Source organism: Thermoanaerobacter sp. YS13, assembly GCF_000806225.2.
Classification (GTDB): domain Bacteria; phylum Bacillota; class Thermoanaerobacteria; order Thermoanaerobacterales; family Thermoanaerobacteraceae; genus Thermoanaerobacter; species Thermoanaerobacter uzonensis.
In genome coordinates, this window is the sequence record NZ_JOOI01000001.1 from 257,798 (window position 1) to 273,801 (window position 16,004).

At 34.0% G+C, this 16,004-nt stretch carries 17 protein-coding genes; 16 read left to right on the forward strand and 1 reads right to left on the reverse strand.

The window, feature by feature from the left end:
• Positions 1-2 precede the first annotated feature (2 nt).
• From THYS13_RS01260 to THYS13_RS01320, 13 genes are all read left to right on the forward strand, one after another.
• Positions 3-266: a hypothetical protein gene (locus tag THYS13_RS01260; protein WP_042832798.1), complete on the forward strand. Its 264-nt coding sequence runs from the start codon at positions 3-5 to the stop codon at positions 264-266.
• Between the two features lie 39 nt (positions 267-305).
• Entirely contained in the window at positions 306-2,117 is a 1,812-nt protein-coding gene (gene lepA / locus THYS13_RS01265; protein ID WP_042832799.1) for a translation elongation factor 4, read from the forward strand.
• Positions 2,114-3,241 carry a radical SAM family heme chaperone HemW gene (hemW, locus tag THYS13_RS01270; RefSeq protein WP_042832800.1) on the forward strand — a complete coding sequence of 376 codons (1,128 nt, stop codon included), beginning with the start codon at positions 2,114-2,116 and terminating at the stop codon, positions 3,239-3,241. Before lepA ends, hemW begins: the two co-directional genes overlap by 4 nt.
• A gap of 94 nt (positions 3,242-3,335) precedes the next feature.
• Positions 3,336-4,367, forward strand: coding sequence for a heat-inducible transcriptional repressor HrcA (hrcA, locus tag THYS13_RS01275; protein ID WP_042832801.1), 1,032 nt, complete (start codon positions 3,336-3,338; stop codon positions 4,365-4,367).
• A gap of 13 nt (positions 4,368-4,380) precedes the next feature.
• Positions 4,381-4,968 carry a nucleotide exchange factor GrpE gene (grpE, locus tag THYS13_RS01280; protein ID WP_042832802.1) on the forward strand — a complete coding sequence of 196 codons (588 nt, stop codon included), beginning with the start codon at positions 4,381-4,383 and terminating at the stop codon, positions 4,966-4,968.
• Positions 4,969-4,985: 17 nt separating this feature from the next.
• Positions 4,986-6,824, forward strand: coding sequence for a molecular chaperone DnaK (gene dnaK / locus THYS13_RS01285; RefSeq protein ID WP_042832803.1), 1,839 nt, complete (start codon positions 4,986-4,988; stop codon positions 6,822-6,824).
• Positions 6,825-6,879: 55 nt separating this feature from the next.
• Complete coding sequence (gene dnaJ, locus THYS13_RS01290; RefSeq protein ID WP_042832805.1) at positions 6,880-8,040, forward strand: molecular chaperone DnaJ; 1,161 nt, start codon at positions 6,880-6,882, stop codon at positions 8,038-8,040.
• 26 nt (positions 8,041-8,066) lie between these two features.
• A complete protein-coding gene (prmA, locus tag THYS13_RS01295) occupies positions 8,067-8,993 on the forward strand; it encodes a 50S ribosomal protein L11 methyltransferase (protein WP_042832806.1) in 927 nt (308 codons plus the stop codon).
• A 6-nt stretch (positions 8,994-8,999) separates the two neighbouring features.
• A complete protein-coding gene (locus tag THYS13_RS01300; RefSeq protein WP_042832807.1) occupies positions 9,000-9,737 on the forward strand; it encodes a 16S rRNA (uracil(1498)-N(3))-methyltransferase in 738 nt (245 codons plus the stop codon).
• Between the two features lie 129 nt (positions 9,738-9,866).
• Positions 9,867-11,234: a tRNA (N(6)-L-threonylcarbamoyladenosine(37)-C(2))-methylthiotransferase MtaB gene (gene mtaB / locus THYS13_RS01305; RefSeq protein ID WP_042832808.1), complete on the forward strand. Its 1,368-nt coding sequence runs from the start codon at positions 9,867-9,869 to the stop codon at positions 11,232-11,234.
• A gap of 37 nt (positions 11,235-11,271) precedes the next feature.
• Positions 11,272-11,616, forward strand: a complete 345-nt coding sequence (locus THYS13_RS01310) for a histidine triad nucleotide-binding protein (protein ID WP_029688846.1) — start codon at positions 11,272-11,274, stop codon at positions 11,614-11,616.
• A gap of 111 nt (positions 11,617-11,727) precedes the next feature.
• On the forward strand, positions 11,728-11,913 hold the full coding sequence (rpsU, locus tag THYS13_RS01315; protein ID WP_003867924.1) for a 30S ribosomal protein S21: 186 nt from the start codon (positions 11,728-11,730) through the stop codon (positions 11,911-11,913).
• 14 nt (positions 11,914-11,927) lie between these two features.
• Positions 11,928-12,371, forward strand: a complete 444-nt coding sequence (locus THYS13_RS01320) for a GatB/YqeY domain-containing protein (RefSeq protein WP_042832809.1) — start codon at positions 11,928-11,930, stop codon at positions 12,369-12,371.
• Between the two features lie 25 nt (positions 12,372-12,396).
• Here the strand turns inward: THYS13_RS01320 and THYS13_RS01325 are convergent, their stop codons facing one another.
• Positions 12,397-13,380 (reverse strand): asparaginase, encoded by a 984-nt coding sequence (locus THYS13_RS01325; RefSeq protein ID WP_042832810.1) that lies wholly within the window; start codon positions 13,378-13,380, stop codon positions 12,397-12,399.
• A 167-nt stretch (positions 13,381-13,547) separates the two neighbouring features.
• Between THYS13_RS01325 and yqfC the strand changes: the two genes are divergently transcribed.
• The 3 genes from yqfC to THYS13_RS01340 are packed head-to-tail and all read left to right on the forward strand — an operon-like array spanning position 13,548 to position 15,999.
• On the forward strand, positions 13,548-13,817 hold the full coding sequence (yqfC, locus tag THYS13_RS01330) for a sporulation protein YqfC (RefSeq protein ID WP_042832811.1): 270 nt from the start codon (positions 13,548-13,550) through the stop codon (positions 13,815-13,817).
• 11 nt (positions 13,818-13,828) lie between these two features.
• A complete protein-coding gene (yqfD, locus tag THYS13_RS01335) occupies positions 13,829-15,016 on the forward strand; it encodes a sporulation protein YqfD (RefSeq protein ID WP_042832812.1) in 1,188 nt (395 codons plus the stop codon).
• The gene (locus THYS13_RS01340; protein ID WP_042832813.1) at positions 15,013-15,999 is read left to right on the forward strand and encodes a PhoH family protein; all 987 of its coding nucleotides are present in this window, start codon (positions 15,013-15,015) and stop codon (positions 15,997-15,999) included. Before yqfD ends, THYS13_RS01340 begins: the two co-directional genes overlap by 4 nt.
• Positions 16,000-16,004 lie beyond the last annotated feature (5 nt).

The following is a 16,004-nucleotide window of genomic DNA, read 5'->3' on the forward strand; positions in this document are numbered from 1 at the left end:
AGATGAGGCTTACAAGGACAAAAGAGAGAAAAAAACAAATTCGAAGAAAGAGACTTGTAATATTTGCTCTTTTATTGTACATTGTTATTATGGTAGTAGGGCTTGTAATAGCTGATTCTTCCTTTAATGAAATTACTACAGGGGTGAGGAAAGTAAATATATTTGGTGTATATTCAAATAGCGAAAAGGTGATTGTTAAAATTTTTGGTAAAGAGTCAGTTATTGACATAGGAGGATTGGGTCAATACCTTAAAGGAAAATTTTAGAAATAAGGGTTAAGTCTTTAATTTTTGAGGAGGTACACAATGTCAGAAAGGATGCAGTATATTAGAAATTTTTGCATTATTGCTCATATAGACCATGGCAAATCTACTCTTGCAGATAGACTTATTGAGAAAACAGGTTTTCTTTCTGAAAGGGAAACAGATAAGCAAATTTTGGATAATTTAGAATTGGAAAGGGAAAGAGGAATTACTATAAAGTTAAAGCCTGTAAGAATGATTTATAAAGCTAAAAATGGAAATGAATATGAGCTTAATCTTATCGATACCCCTGGACATGTGGATTTTACTTACGAGGTATCCCGAAGCATTGCAGCTTGTGAAGGAGCTCTGCTTGTAGTAGACGCTACACAAGGGATTGAGGCGCAAACCCTTGCTAATGTGTATATGGCTTTAGAACATGATTTAGAGATAGTGCCTGTAATAAATAAGATAGACCTTCCTTCAGCAAATCCTGAACTTGTAAAAAAAGAAATTGAAGATGTGATTGGGATCGATGCAGAAGATGCGTTACTTACATCTGCTAAAGAAGGTATAGGAATAGAAGAAGTTTTAGAAGCCATTGTGAGTAGATTTCCGCCTCCAAAAGGAGATGAAAACAAGCCTTTAAAAGCGCTGATTTTTGACTCTTTTTATGATAATTACAAGGGAGCTATAAGTTTTGTAAGGGTAGTAGATGGAATTGTTAAACCAGGAATGAGAATAAAAATGTTTTCTACTGGCAAAGTTTTTGAAGTTACAGAAGTGGGAATGTTTAGACCTAATCTTTATCCAGTAGAAGAGCTTAAAGCAGGTGAAGTTGGCTACATAGCTGCCAGCATAAAAAATGTAAAAGATACTCGTGTAGGAGATACAATAACAGATGCAGATAATCCAGCCGATTCTCCACTTCCTGGCTATAAAGAAGTAGTGCCAATGGTCTTTTGTGGTATTTATCCTGCAGATGGACAAGATTATGAAAATTTAAAAGAGGCTTTAGAAAAACTTCAGTTGAATGACGCTTCTTTAGTTTTTGAACCGGATACTTCTGCCGCACTGGGTTTTGGGTTCAGATGTGGATTTTTAGGGCTTTTACACATGGAAATAGTTCAAGAAAGGTTGGAAAGAGAGTACAGCTTAAATCTTGTCACTACTGCACCAAGTGTAATTTACAAAGTTTACAAAACTAATGGAGAAGTATTGGATTTGGACAACCCTACGAAAATGCCGCCTCCTACGCAAATAGATCATATTGAAGAGCCAATTGTGGAAGCTACTATTATGATGCCTACTGAATATGTAGGGGCAGTTATGGAGCTTTGCCAGGATAGACGGGGAGCATATTTAGGAATGGAATATTTAGAACAAACTCGCGTACTTTTAAAATATGAAATGCCTTTAAATGAGATAATATACGACTTTTTTGATGCTTTAAAATCGCGAACAAGGGGTTATGCCTCTTTCGACTATGAGCTTAAAGGGTATAAAGAATCTAATTTGGTAAAGCTTGATATTTTAATAAATGGCGAATTGGTAGATGCTTTATCCATGATAGTTCATAAAGATAAAGCCTATGAAAAAGCGAGAAAAATTGTAGAAAAGTTAAAAGAAAATATTCCAAGGCATCTTTTTGAGATTCCAATCCAGGCTGCAATAGGCTCTAAGATTATTGCAAGAGAGACTGTAAAAGCATTGAGAAAAAACGTTCTTGCCAAGTGTTATGGAGGAGACGTAACTCGTAAGAAAAAACTTTTGGAGAAGCAAAAAGAAGGTAAAAAGCGCATGAGACAGGTGGGAAGTGTTGAAATACCTCAAGAGGCTTTTATGTCAATATTGAAGTTAGATGATGAAAAATGAGGGAGATAGGTTTATACATTCATATTCCTTTTTGTAAAAGAAAATGCTATTATTGTGATTTTAATTCTTATGCAGGCTATGATTATCTTTTTGAGGACTATATTCGGGCACTACTTATGGAAATAGAATCAAATTCTACAAAAAATTACAATGTAGTTTCGGTTTATATAGGAGGAGGTACCCCTAACATTTTGCCTCCTTCTTATATAGATGAAATATTGATGTCTGTATTTAAAAATTATAAAATACTTGATGGTTGTGAAATTACTATTGAAATGAATCCTGGTCTTATAACTGAAGAAAAATTAAAAATTTATAAAGGGAGCGGGATAAACCGGGTAAGCGTTGGACTTCAAGCTTTTCAAAATAGACTATTAAAATATATAGGTAGAATTCATACAATAGAAGAATTTTTTAGAAATTATGAGTTAGTGAAAAAGTTCTTTGACAATATAAATATTGACCTGATGTACGCTCTTCCTACTCAAACATTTAAAGAGTGGCAAGAAACTCTAAAAGAAGTAGTAAAATTACAGCCGACTCATATTTCTACTTATAGTTTAATTTTAGAACCTAACACTTTCTTTTACAAACTTTATGAAAAGGGTCAGTTGTCTATAGTTGATGAGGAAGAAGAACTTAGAATGTATCATTGGGGTATAGAGTTTTTAAAAGAAAAAGGCTACCACCATTATGAAATATCTAATTTTGCTTTGCCAACATTTGAATGTCGCCACAATATTTTATACTGGCAATGCAAAAATTACTTAGGTTTTGGAGCAGGAGCCCATTCTTATATGAAGGATGTAAGATATAGTAATATTGAAAATATAAAAGACTATATTACGGGCATTTTAGAAAGAAAAATTGCAGTTAAAGAAAAAATAAAGTTGACAAAAGAAGATAGAATGGCTGAGTTTATGTTTTTGGGAATGAGAATGACAAAAGGAGTGTGTGATGAGGATTTTAAGAAAAGATTTGGTGTTAGTTTGTTTGAAATTTACAAAAAAATAATACAAAAATACTTAAATGAAGGTCTAATTGAGGTTGATAATGAGTGTGTAAAACTTACTGAGAGGGGAATTGATGTCTCTAACGTCATTTTTAAAGAATTTCTGCCCTAAATAAGTATTGACAAAAAATTATAAGAGTGGTATTTTAGAAACGTGAATTAGCACTCAATCAAGTTGAGTGCTAATAATACATGGGGTGGTGAAAATGCCGTTAGATGATAGGAAGAAAAAAATACTATATGCTGTTATTACTGATTATATTATGACGGCAGAGCCAATAGGGTCGAGAACAATAGCTAAGAAGTACAATATAGGACTAAGTTCTGCTACTATAAGAAATGAAATGGCAGATTTAGAAGAAATGGGATATTTGGAGCAACCTCATACTTCTGCAGGAAGGATACCTTCAGATAAGGGATATAGATTTTATGTAGACAGCATTCTTCGAAGTTATATAAACAATGACTCGCCAATTAGCTATAATACTCGCGAGGAGATAATAGCGGAATTTGATGAGATTGTAAAAAAATACGCAAAAATTTTGGCTAATATCACTCACCACACTACAGTTGCTAAAATGCCAAGGTTGAACCCTGATAGAATAAAGAGAATTCAACTTATACCTGTGGCTTCTAATAAAATAATCTTTTTAGTAGTGACGGATACAGGAATTGTAAAAGATCACCTCCTAAATTTGTGTCAAAATGTAGATAGAAATATTTTTGAATTTTTAAACAATTTGTTAAATGATAAAATTCCTGAAAAAAGCGAAAAAGATATTTTTGAGTTTTTACAACAGGATTTAAGACAGATGCTGGGGGAGATGGCTTTTATAGCCGACGAATTGGTAAACACTATACTTTTGAGCTTGAAACAGTTACAGGAAACAGACATTTATGCGGATGGGACTTCCCACATTTTAGATTTTCCTGAATACAAGGATTTAAGCAAAGCAAAAAATTTTTTCAATCTTTTGGAAAACAAGTTGTTATTGAACGAAGTTTTAGAGCCTGAAGTAGATTTTATAGATGTGAAAATAGGAAGCGAAAACAAGTTTGAGGAAATGAAGGATTTAAGTGTAATAAAAACCACTTATAAGATTAACGGTCGTGTAGTGGGTACAATAGGAATTATAGGACCTACAAGAATGGATTATAGGAAGTTAATTAGTGAAATCAATGTGATGACAAAAGAGCTTTCAAATCTTTTGTCGAGTATATACAATGATGAAATATAATGAGGTGATATAAGTGGAAGAGATGGAAAAAGAAATTAACAAAGAGGAGGAAAATAACGTAAATAGTTTAGAATCAAATGAACAAATGGAAGGACCTCCTGAAGATGAACAAGTACAGCAAGAGCCTCAGCAACAAACGGTTGATGAAATAGAGGAATTAAAGCAAAAACTTCAGCAAAAAGAAGTTGAAGCTCAAGAATATTTAGATATTGCACAAAGATTGAAAGCAGAATTTGAAAATTACAGAAAGAGAACAGAAAAAGAAAAATTAGAAATGGTAGAATACGGAAAAGAAACAGTAATTTTAGAACTTTTGCCTATTATGGATAATTTTGAAAGAGCTTTGGCAAGCAGTGGAGATTATAATTCTCTAAAAGAAGGGATAGAATTAATTTACAGGCAGTTTAAAAAGATATTGGATAAATTTGGTGTGAAAGAAATTGAAGCAGAGGGGCAGATTTTTGACCCCTATAAGCACCATGCTGTAATGCAGGAAGAGGTAGAAGGAAAGCAGCCAAATGAAATTATTGAAGTTTTCCAAAAAGGGTATTATCTAAAAGATAAAGTAATAAGACCAAGTTTGGTTAAAGTAGCAAAATAAAAAGGAGGTTGAAAAATATGGGAAAAGTTATAGGAATTGACTTAGGAACTACATTTTCTTGTGTTGCTGTTATGGAAGGAGGTCAACCTGTAGTAATACCTAACGCAGAAGGAGCTCGTACTACGCCTTCAGTCGTCGCTTTTACTAAAGAAGGAGAAAGGTTAGTAGGGCAAGTTGCAAAAAGGCAGGCAATTGTAAATCCTGACAGGACTATAATGTCTATAAAAAGACATATGGGAACTGATTACAAAGTAAAAATTGACGATAAAGAATATACACCTCAAGAGATTTCTGCAATGATTTTGCAAAAGCTTAAGGCTGATGCAGAAGCATACCTTGGTGAAAAAGTTACACAGGCGGTAATTACCGTTCCTGCTTATTTCAATGACAGCCAAAGACAGGCTACAAAAGACGCAGGTAGGATTGCAGGTCTTGAGGTTTTGAGAATAATAAATGAGCCGACAGCTGCTGCTTTGGCATATGGTCTTGACAAAGAAGGAAATCAAAAGATAATGGTTTATGACTTAGGTGGTGGAACCTTTGATGTCTCGATTTTGGAAATAGGAGAGGGAGTATTTGAAGTTTTGGCTACAAGTGGTAACAACCACTTGGGTGGAGATGACTTTGACCAAAGGATAATAGATTGGCTTGCTGACAATTTCAAAAAAGAATATGGAATTGACCTAAGAAATGACAGGATGGCATTGCAGAGATTAAAAGATGCTGCAGAAAAAGCAAAAATAGAGCTTTCTTCTGCAACGGTTACTAATATAAACTTGCCATTTATTACTGCTGATGCTACAGGTCCAAAACATATAGATGTAAATCTTACAAGAGCAAAATTTGAAGAGCTAATCTCCGACCTTGTAGAATCAACTGTGGGTCCTGTTAACCAAGCATTAAGCGACGCAGGTTTAAAACCTTCTGATATTGATAAAGTCATTCTCATTGGTGGTTCTACCAGAGTGCCTTTAGTGCAGGAGACAGTAAAGAGAATAATGGGTAAAGAACCTCACAAGGGAATTAACCCAGATGAGGCAGTGGCTATAGGTGCAGCTATACAAGCGGCAGTATTGGCTGGAGAAGTGAAAGATATTCTCCTACTGGACGTAACACCTTTGTCTTTGGGTATAGAGACATTAGGTGGAGTATTTACTAAGATTATAGAGAGAAATACCACAATACCTACAAGAAAGAGCCAGATATTTACCACTGCAGCGGATAATCAGACTTCTGTTGAAATACACGTGTTACAAGGCGAAAGGCCTATGGCAAAAGACAACAAAACTCTTGGAAGGTTTATTTTATCAGGGATTCCACCAGCTCCAAGAGGAGTACCTCAAATTGAAGTTACTTTTGACATAGATGCAAATGGAATTGTACATGTTTCTGCAAAAGATTTAGGTACTGGTAAATCTCAGGATATAACTATTACTTCTACAACTAATTTGTCAGAAGAAGAGATACAAAGAATGATTAATGAGGCTAAGCAGTATGAAGAACAAGATAGGAAGAAGAAAGAAGAAATCGAAATAAGGAATAAAGCAGATTCTCTCATTTATCAAGCTGAAAAAACAATGAAAGACCTTGGGGATAAGGTAACGCAAGCTGAAAAAGACGAAATAAATAGAGAAATAGAAAATGTGAGAAAAGCTCTTGAAGGAAGCGATATAGAAGCGATTAAAAATGCTTCTGAGAAACTTTCCCAAGCTTTCTACAAAGTTTCTACAAGAATATACCAACAAGCAGGAGGACAAACGGGAGGAGCTACAAATACAGGTAGTGCTGGACAAGGTACAACACAGGACAATGTCTATGAAGCCAACTATAAAGTGGAGGATGATGATAATAAATAATATAGAACCAGGTTTTACCTGGTTCTAATTTGCGTAATGAAAGGCAGGTGAGAAAGTGGCTAAAAAAGATTTATATGAAATATTAGGAGTAGATAGAAATGCCACAGAAGAAGAAATAAAAAAGGCTTATAGGCGGCTTGCTAAGAAATATCATCCTGACTTGAACCCAGGAGATAAGGAAGCAGAGCAAAAATTTAAAGAAATAAACGAAGCTTACGAAATTCTCTCCGATCCTCAAAAAAGAGCTCAATATGACCAATTTGGGGACGCAGCCTTTGAGCAAGGCGGTTTTGGCCAAGGTGGATTTGGTCAAGGAGGTTTTGGAGAGGGCGGTTTTGATTTTGGAGGCTTTGGAGGGTTTGGCGATATATTTGGCGATATTTTTAATGATTTCTTTGGTACTGGCAGGAGAAGAGCAGAAACAGGCCCTCAAAAGGGTAATGACATAAGATATGACCTTACTTTAACTTTTGAAGAAGCTGCTTTTGGGGCAGAAAAAGAAATAGAGGTTGAACGATTTGAAGAGTGTGATACGTGTAAAGGAACAGGGGCTAAGCCGGGTAGTAAACCCGAGACTTGTCCTGTATGTCATGGAACTGGTGAAGTGAGGACTGCACAGAATACTCCTTTTGGAAGAATTGTAAATATAAGAACTTGTCCTAAGTGCCATGGTGAAGGGAAAATTATTACTAATCCTTGTAACAAATGCGGTGGCACAGGTAGAATTAGAAAGAGGAGAAAAATTAAAGTTACTATACCAGCAGGGATAGACGAAGGACAAATGCTTACCTTAAGGGGGGAAGGAGAGCCAGGCTTAAGAGGAGGTCCAAGGGGAGACTTGTATATTGTAATTCATGTAAAGCCCCACGAGTTGTTCACAAGAGAAGGATACAATGTACATTTGAAAATGCCGATAAGTTTTGCTGATGCAGCTTTAGGTGGAGAAATAAAAATTCCTACGCTGGATGGAACAGTTAGCTTTACAATACCAGAAGGAACTCAAACAGGAACTAAGTTTAAGTTAAGAGGAAAAGGGATTCCTCACATAAATGGAAGAGGACGCGGAGACCAAATTGTAGAAGTTTATATTGATGTGCCTAAAAAATTGACGGAAAAACAGAAAGAATTGCTAAGAGAATTAAAGAAATTAGAGGGAGAGACTACAACAGAATCAAAATCCTTTTTTCAAAGAATGAAAGATGCTTTTGGCGGATAATAAATTTGAGCAAAGGTGTGAAAAGAATGAAATGGATTGAAGTACAAGTGACAACTTCACAAGAGGCAGAAGAGGCTGTGTCAAATATCATGCACGAATTAGGGGCTGGCGGTGTAGTTATAAAAAACCCTAATGATGTAAAACTGTTAGCGCAAAGTGATAATTGGGATTATTTTGACCCTTCTCTTTTTGAAGAGGAGGGAAATATTAAGGTTTTTGCCTATTTTCCTATTGCTTCAGACACTATAGATAGAATAAATATTTTAAAAGATAGAATTGCAGAACTTAAATCTTTTGGAATTGATATAGGCAATTTTGACGTAAAAGTCTCAGAAGTAGACGAAGCGGACTGGGCAAACAATTGGAAACAGTATTATAAGCCTCTAAAAATAGGGAAGAAAATAGTGATTAAGCCTTCTTGGGAAGAATATGTATCTCAAGGAGAAGAGATAATTATCGAATTAGACCCTGGAATGGCTTTTGGCACAGGTACTCATGAGACTACAAAGATGTGTTTGGAACTTTTAGAGGAAATTATGATGCCAGAAAGCACAGTTTTTGATATAGGTTGTGGTTCAGGTATACTTAGTGTTGCCAGTAGCAAATTAGGAGCAAAGGAAGTTTATGCAGCAGATATAGACGAAGTTTCTGTGGAAGTAGCAAGGCAGAATGTGAAGCTTAATAATTTACACAACGTAAAAGTTTTTAAAAGTGATTTATTAGAAAGATTTGAGGGAAAAGCTGATATTATAGTAGCTAATATTATTGCAGATGCTATAATTAAATTATCTTCTAAAGTACCAGATTACTTAAAAGAAAAAGGCTTATTTTTAGTAAGTGGAATAATTAAAGATAGATGTGAAGAAGTTTTGCAAAAAGTTGAAGAATTTTTTGAAATATTGCAAATTAGAGAAGAAGGAGAATGGTGTGCAATATTATCAAGGAAAAAGTGAGAGCTTATGAGAAAAATTTTTATTGATCGGCAAAATATTAAAGGAGAATTTGTCTATATAGAAGGAGAAGACTTTCATCATCTGGTAAATGTCTTAAGGCTTAAAAGAGGTAATGAAATTGTTGCATCGGATGGCTTAAAAGAATATGCTGCTCGCATTGAGGAGATAAAAAAAGACAAGCTTATTTTATTTTTAGAAAAAGAATTAGAATCGAATACAGAAAGTCCTTTAGAAATTGCTTTGTTCCAAGGTTTGCCTAAATCAGATAAAATGGAATTGATTATCCAAAAGTGTGCAGAAATTGGAGTTAAAAAATTTATCCCAGTTGTGACTCGTTATACGGTTGTAGACATAACTAAAAGCAATACAAATAAAAAAATTGCTAGGTGGAGAAAAATTAGCGAAGAAGCTTGTAAACAATCGGGCAGAACTGGGGTGCCCGAAATTTGTATGCCTATTTCCTTTGAAGAGGCTATAAATCAGGTTGATAAGTTTGATCTATGCATAATTCCATATGAAAAGGAACAAACTTTAAAATTAAAAGAGGTGCTTAAAAAGGCAAAAGGCGTAAAAAAAGTTGGAATTTTTATAGGCCCTGAAGGAGGTTTTTCTCAAGAGGAAATTGAATTAGCTTTAAACAAAAGTATTAAGCCTGTAAGCTTAGGCCCCAGGATTTTGCGAACTGAGACAGCGGCCATCGCAGTTTGTTCAATAGTAATATATGAATTAGGAGATATAGGTTAAATTGTTAATAACCAAAGAACAAAAAGATATTTTTAGTGCCCTTCGGGGCCTGTTTTTTTGCGTGCAATAGCATGTTATAATATGTGATATAATATGAAAAAGAAATTTAACAGGAGGAGCATTTTTAAAGTGGCAAAAGTAGATTTAACTCTTAGTAATGAGGAATTTTATGAAAGATATGGTCATAAAAAAACTGTTGCTTTTTATACTTTGGGGTGTAAGGTAAATCAATATGAGACAGAAGTCATGGCTGAGCTTTTTAAAAAAGCTGGTTATGAAGTAGTTGATTTTAATGAAAAAGCGGATGTTTACATAATAAATACCTGTACTGTAACAAATAGAAGTGATATGAAGTCAAGGCAGGAGATACGAAAAGCTAGAAAGAAAAATCCTGATGCGCTGGTAGTAGCTGTTGGTTGCTATGTGCAAGTAAGTCCAGCGGAAGTTTTTTCTCTTCCGGAAGTGGATATAGCGATCGGCACAAAAGATAAAGACAAAATAGTAGATTTAGTAGAGGAATTTACGCAAAAAAGTCAAAAGTTGAGTGTGGTAAATAATATAATGACTCAAAAAGAATATGAGGAATTTGGAGTAACAGCTTATACAGAAAGGACAAGGGCATATATAAAGATTCAAGACGGCTGCAATCAATACTGTACTTACTGCATAATCCCTTACGCCCGTGGGCCGGTGAGAAGCAGAGAGCCTGAAAAAGTAATAGAGGAAGTAAAGAGGTTTGCTGATTCAGGGTATAAAGAAATTGTCCTCACAGGTATACACATAGCTTCCTATGGCAAAGATTTAAAAAACATTGGGCTTTTGGGCATTATAAAGATGATTCATGAAATAGATGGCATAAAAAGGATAAGACTTAGTTCTATTGAGCCTACTTTTTTAACTGAAGAGTTTGTGAAAGAAATAGCTAACTTGCCTAAGATGTGCAGGCATTATCATGTATCCCTTCAAAGTGGATGTGATGAAACCTTAAAAAGAATGGGAAGAAGATATACTACAAAGGAGTACAAAAGTGTAATTGATAGGTTAAGAGAATACATCAAGGATGTGGCGATAACTACAGATGTTATGGTGGGATTTCCTGGTGAAACGGAAGAGGAGTTTCTCAAGACTTACAAATTTGTGGAAGAGATTTGTTTTAGCAAAATGCATGTTTTTAAATATTCAAGGAGAAAAGGTACAAGAGCTTACAACTTTCCAAATCAAGTTGCAAATCATGTAAAAGAAGATAGGAGTAAAAAACTCATAGAATTGTCTAATAGGTGTGAACGCAAATTCATGGAGAGTTATATAGGAAAGACTTTGGAAGTCCTTTTTGAACAACCTGTTAAGAATATGGATAGTTATGTAGAAGGCTTGACTGATAATTATTTAAGTGTAGCTGTCAAAGGGCATATACAGTTACTTAGAAATAAGATTTTTCCAGTGAAAATAAAAGAAATAAAAGATAATTTCTTAATTGGAGAAATTGAAGGAATTTAACCAGATGTGTAGAATATAAAAAAGAGGAGGTGAAAGGATGTCGGATTGTATTTTTTGTAAAATTATAAATAAAGAGATACCTTCCAATATAGTATATGAAGATGATTTAGTCGTAGCATTTAGAGACATTAACCCACAAGCACCTGTACATATCCTCATTGTGCCAAAAGAACATATACCGACATTGTTAGATTTAAATGAGGATAACAAACATTTAATATCTTATGCTTATATGGTGGCAAAAGAATTAGCAAAAAAAGAGGGAATTGACGAAAAAGGTTATAGAATTGTATCAAACTGTGGAAATGACGGGGGACAAACGGTATATCACATACATTTTCATCTTTTAGGCGGTAGATTTATGACTTGGCCACCAGGTTAATCATTGACACATTATGGCTTTAGGAGTATAATAAAATGAGAATTTTCAGCAAGACATCGCAGCAGAATACGCAGCTTAGCTTGAGCAGTTTATCTGGAGGGAGGGAGAGTAGTGGCTGAAGTAAGAGTCGGCGAAAATGAATCATTGGACAATGCTCTGAGAAGGTTTAGGCGCCAATGTTCTAAAGCAGGCGTTTTATCAGAGGTTCGCAAAAGAGAGCATTATGAAAGTCCCAGTGTAAAACGTAAGAAAAAATCCGAAGCAGCAAGAAAAAGAAAATATAAATATAATAAATAAAGGAAGTGCTTGCCATGACCCTAAAAGAGCGAATATACAAAGATATGGTAGAAGCCATGAAAAACAAAGATAATTTTAAAAAGAATATTTTAAGTATGGTAAGAGCAGCTATTCTCCAAGTTGAAAAAGATACTCAAAAAGAATTAGACGATGAAGGGGTCATTAATGTAATTTCTAAAGAAATAAAGCAAAGAAAAGAAGTGTTGCCGGATTACGAAAAAAGTGGAAGGCAAGACTTAGTGGATAAAGCCAGAAAAGAAATTGAGATTATGCTTTCTTATTTACCGAAGCAGCTATCCGAAGAGGAAATAGAGGAAATAGTAAAAAAAGCTATCGAAGAAACTGGTGCTAAAACTAAAAGCGATATAGGAAAAGTAATGGGAAAGGTAATGCCAATAGTAAAAGGGAGAGCAGATGGGAACCTTGTTAAAGACATAGTAAATAAGTATTTACAGTAAATAAAGGACTTGATGCCATTAGGTATCAAGTCCTTTCTTCTTCAAACAATTTTTTGATTTCATTGTAATTATTAGAATAAGCAAGAGCTGCCATGAGTTTTATACGAGCTTTTTGTCCTGAGAGATTACCTCCAAAGATTACCCCTAAGGATTTAAGATGTTTTCCGCCACCTTTATAACCGTAAGAGGCATCAACTCTTCCCATAGGACATCTTGAAACTAACACTACAATTACCCCCTTTGATATAGCATATTCTATACCATCAGCCAATTTGGGAGGTACATTTCCTCTTCCTGTTCCTTCTATTACTATTCCTTTTTCTCCACTGTTAACAAGGAATCTGATAATTTTATCATCCATACCAAAGGCGACTTTTAATAGACTTACTCTTGGTTCTAAATGGTCTACTGGTATATAATCTCTTGTCTCAATGTTCCTATAAAAATACGCTCTGTTATTATCTACAACACCTATTGGACCTGTTTCAAGGCTTTTAAAGGTGTCAATACTTGAAGTATGAGTTTTTGTGACATCTCGTGCAGCATGTATTTCGTTATTGAAAACTACTAACACTCCTTTATTTTTGGCTTTTTCTGAGGAAGCAGTAATTACAGAAGCGATTAAATTACTGGGACCATCGTATCCGATTTCAGAAGAATTTTTCATGGCTCCAGTCAAGACTATTGGCTTTTCGGAATTTATAGTTAAGTCTAAAAAATATGCTGTTTCTTCTATGGTGTCTGTACCGTGAGTAATGACGACTCCTTTTACTTGTTGTTTTTTGATTACGTTTTCTACTTCTAGTTTCAAATTTACCAATAGCTCGGGAGTAAAGTGAGGACTTGGAAAATTACCAAATTGAATTATTTCAATTTGGGAAATTTCTTTTATGTTGGGAACCATTTTTAGTATGTCATTTCCTGATAAAGAGGGTATAGCAGCATTTAAATTAGCGTCATTTTTCATGGATATAGTTCCACCCGTAAAAATTATTACTATTTTCTCCAATGTAAATCCCCCCAAAAAATAATTTACAGTAATAGAAATATTCAATTTTGTTACTTTCATTATAATACATATTTTCTAATTACTCAAAAGGTCTATTGCCTATAAAAAAGCAAGAGAATTTTTTTAATTTTTTCCTCATAAAATTTTAAGGGAAGGGAGGTTACAATATGAAAGAGGAGATAAAAAACGAACTTGTAAATGCAATAGATTTTCCAAAAGAGGTATTGCTTAATCTCCCTAAAATAACTTTGATAGGGAAAACCCATGTTACTATTGAAAACCACAAGGGAATTATTGAGTATATTCCTGAAAGGATTAGGATAAATACAACAATAGGTGTTGTTAGAATATTAGGTAAAAATATGATTGTGAATTCTATAATGACAGAGATCATAACGATTAGCGGCGAAATAATGAATATAGAAATGATGGTATAGGAGGAATGTTTTTGGTTGCAATAAAATTATGGAATTTTTTAAAAGGATATGTTATTATTAAAATTGAAGGTTTGTCAATTGAAAAATTTTTAAATCTTATTATGGTAAATGATGTCTATATTTGGGATATTGAGCGTAGGAATTATACTACTATAGTCGCAAAAGTAAGTATAAAGGGGTTTAAAGAAATAGTATTTTTGGCAAAAAAAACTAATTGTCGTGTTTCAGTGATTTCTAAAAGAGGATTGCCTTTTGTAATTTCTCGGTTAAAAAGAAGAAAAGCATTGGTTTTAGGGGCAGCAATTTCTCTTATATTGATTTATGTATTTTCTACTTTTATATGGGAAATTAATGTAGAGACCGTCAACAATGTAAATGAAAAAGCAGTTTTAGAAAAGCTTTCACACTTAGGATTAAAGCCAGGAGTTTCTAAGTTTACTATAGATGTTAATAAAATAGAGACAGAATTTTTATTACACAATAATGAAATATCATGGATAGGAATAAACATAAAAGGGACTAATGCTTTTGTAAAAGTTGTAGGTAAAACAAAACCTCAAGAGGTATTGTCAAAAGATGAACCATGCAATATAATAGCTAAAAAAGACGGAATAATTTATAAGATGACGGTTTTAGAAGGAGAAGCAGTAAAAAAAGTTGGAGATACAGTAAAAGCGGGAGATATAATTGTTACAGGGATAATTGAAAAGCCAGGACTAGAGACAAGATTTGTACATGCTGATGGTCAAATTATTGCGAGGACATGGTATGAAGTTTATGCTGATGCAGAGCTAAAAAAAGAAGTCTTTGAAAGGACAAACAACAAAATAACCGTTACAAAAATAATATTTGGCAATAATACTATAACTATATCCCCTAAAAAAGTAGACTTTAAGAATTTTGAAAAAGAAGAAAAAGAGATAATATCAAAGGATTTTCCATTTAAAATAATAAAAGAAGTATATTACGAAACCAAACCTAAAACTATTGTTTTATCTAAAGAGGAAGCAAAAAATATTGCTTTTGAAAAAGCACTAAAGGAGTTGGAGAAAGTTTTAGGCTCTCAAAGTAAGATAGTAAATAAAAAAGAAAGTTATGTGATTATACAAGATAAAATATTAAGAGCCAATATTACTGCAGAGGTTTTAGAGGAAATAGGAATGAAAGAAAAAATTTCTTATATAGGAGGGGAACATTGATTAAGGAGTTAGCTATTAATATTGAGGATATGGAGCAAGCTGCCAATTTGTTTGGCAACTTTGATGAAAATATTAAGCTAATAGAAGAAGGATTAGATGTCAAGATAGTGTTAAGAGGAGGAATTATTAAAATAACGGGGGAAGAAAAAAACGTGGAATCTGCTAATAAACTTTTTAACAAGTTGATGGGAATGATTGAAAAGGGAGATGTAATTACTACTCAAAATGTTCTATATACTATGAATATGATTGAGGCAGGAGAAGAAGAAAAACTAAAGACTTTAATGTCTGATATTATTTGTATAACAGCAAGAGGCAAACAGATAAGGTGTAAAACTTATGGGCAGATGAGATATGTAGAAGCTATAAGGAAAAATCAGATTGTATTTGGAATAGGACCCGCCGGTACGGGCAAGACCTATTTGGCTATGGCAATGGCTATTACTGCGATGAAAAATAGAGAAGTAGGTCGTATAATTTTAACAAGGCCGGCTGTTGAAGCAGGAGAAAAGTTAGGTTTTCTGCCAGGAGATTTGCAAGAAAAAGTTGATCCTTATTTAAGACCTTTATATGATGCACTTTACGACATTTTAGGAGCAGAAGTTTTCCAAAAATACATGGAGAAAGGCTTAATTGAGGTAGCACCACTGGCTTATATGAGAGGTAGAACTTTAGACGATTCTTTTATAATACTGGATGAAGCCCAAAACACCACTCCTGAGCAGATGAAAATGTTTTTAACCCGTATAGGTTTTGGTTCTAAAGCAGTTATAACTGGTGACGTTACTCAAATAGATTTGCCAAGAGGTAAAAAATCCGGGCTAAAAGAGGTTATGGAGATATTAAAGGGAATAGAAGGTATAGAGTTTGTAATACTTTCTGAAGAAGATGTGATAAGGCATCCTCTTGTAGCTAAAATTGTAAAAGCTTATGAAATTTATGAGAAAAACATGGAGGAAAACAAATCAGAAATCCCGGAGTGAGGGGA

Bases quoted from the DNA above. Each gene is read 5' to 3' on its own strand.
- hrcA (WP_042832801.1), top strand. From the start codon at position 3,336: ATGCCGTTAGATGATAGGAAGAAAAAAATACTATATGCTGTTATTACT.
- THYS13_RS01300 (WP_042832807.1), top strand. From the start codon at position 9,000: ATGAGAAAAATTTTTATTGATCGGCAAAATATTAAAGGAGAATTTGTC.
- THYS13_RS01310 (WP_029688846.1), top strand. From the start codon at position 11,272: ATGTCGGATTGTATTTTTTGTAAAATTATAAATAAAGAGATACCTTCC.
- THYS13_RS01260 (WP_042832798.1), top strand. From the start codon at position 3: ATGAGGCTTACAAGGACAAAAGAGAGAAAAAAACAAATTCGAAGAAAG.
- hemW (WP_042832800.1), top strand. From the start codon at position 2,114: ATGAGGGAGATAGGTTTATACATTCATATTCCTTTTTGTAAAAGAAAA.
- dnaK (WP_042832803.1), top strand. From the start codon at position 4,986: ATGGGAAAAGTTATAGGAATTGACTTAGGAACTACATTTTCTTGTGTT.
- yqfC (WP_042832811.1), top strand. From the start codon at position 13,548: ATGAAAGAGGAGATAAAAAACGAACTTGTAAATGCAATAGATTTTCCA.
- THYS13_RS01320 (WP_042832809.1), top strand. From the start codon at position 11,928: ATGACCCTAAAAGAGCGAATATACAAAGATATGGTAGAAGCCATGAAA.
- lepA (WP_042832799.1), top strand. From the start codon at position 306: ATGTCAGAAAGGATGCAGTATATTAGAAATTTTTGCATTATTGCTCAT.
- prmA (WP_042832806.1), top strand. From the start codon at position 8,067: ATGAAATGGATTGAAGTACAAGTGACAACTTCACAAGAGGCAGAAGAG.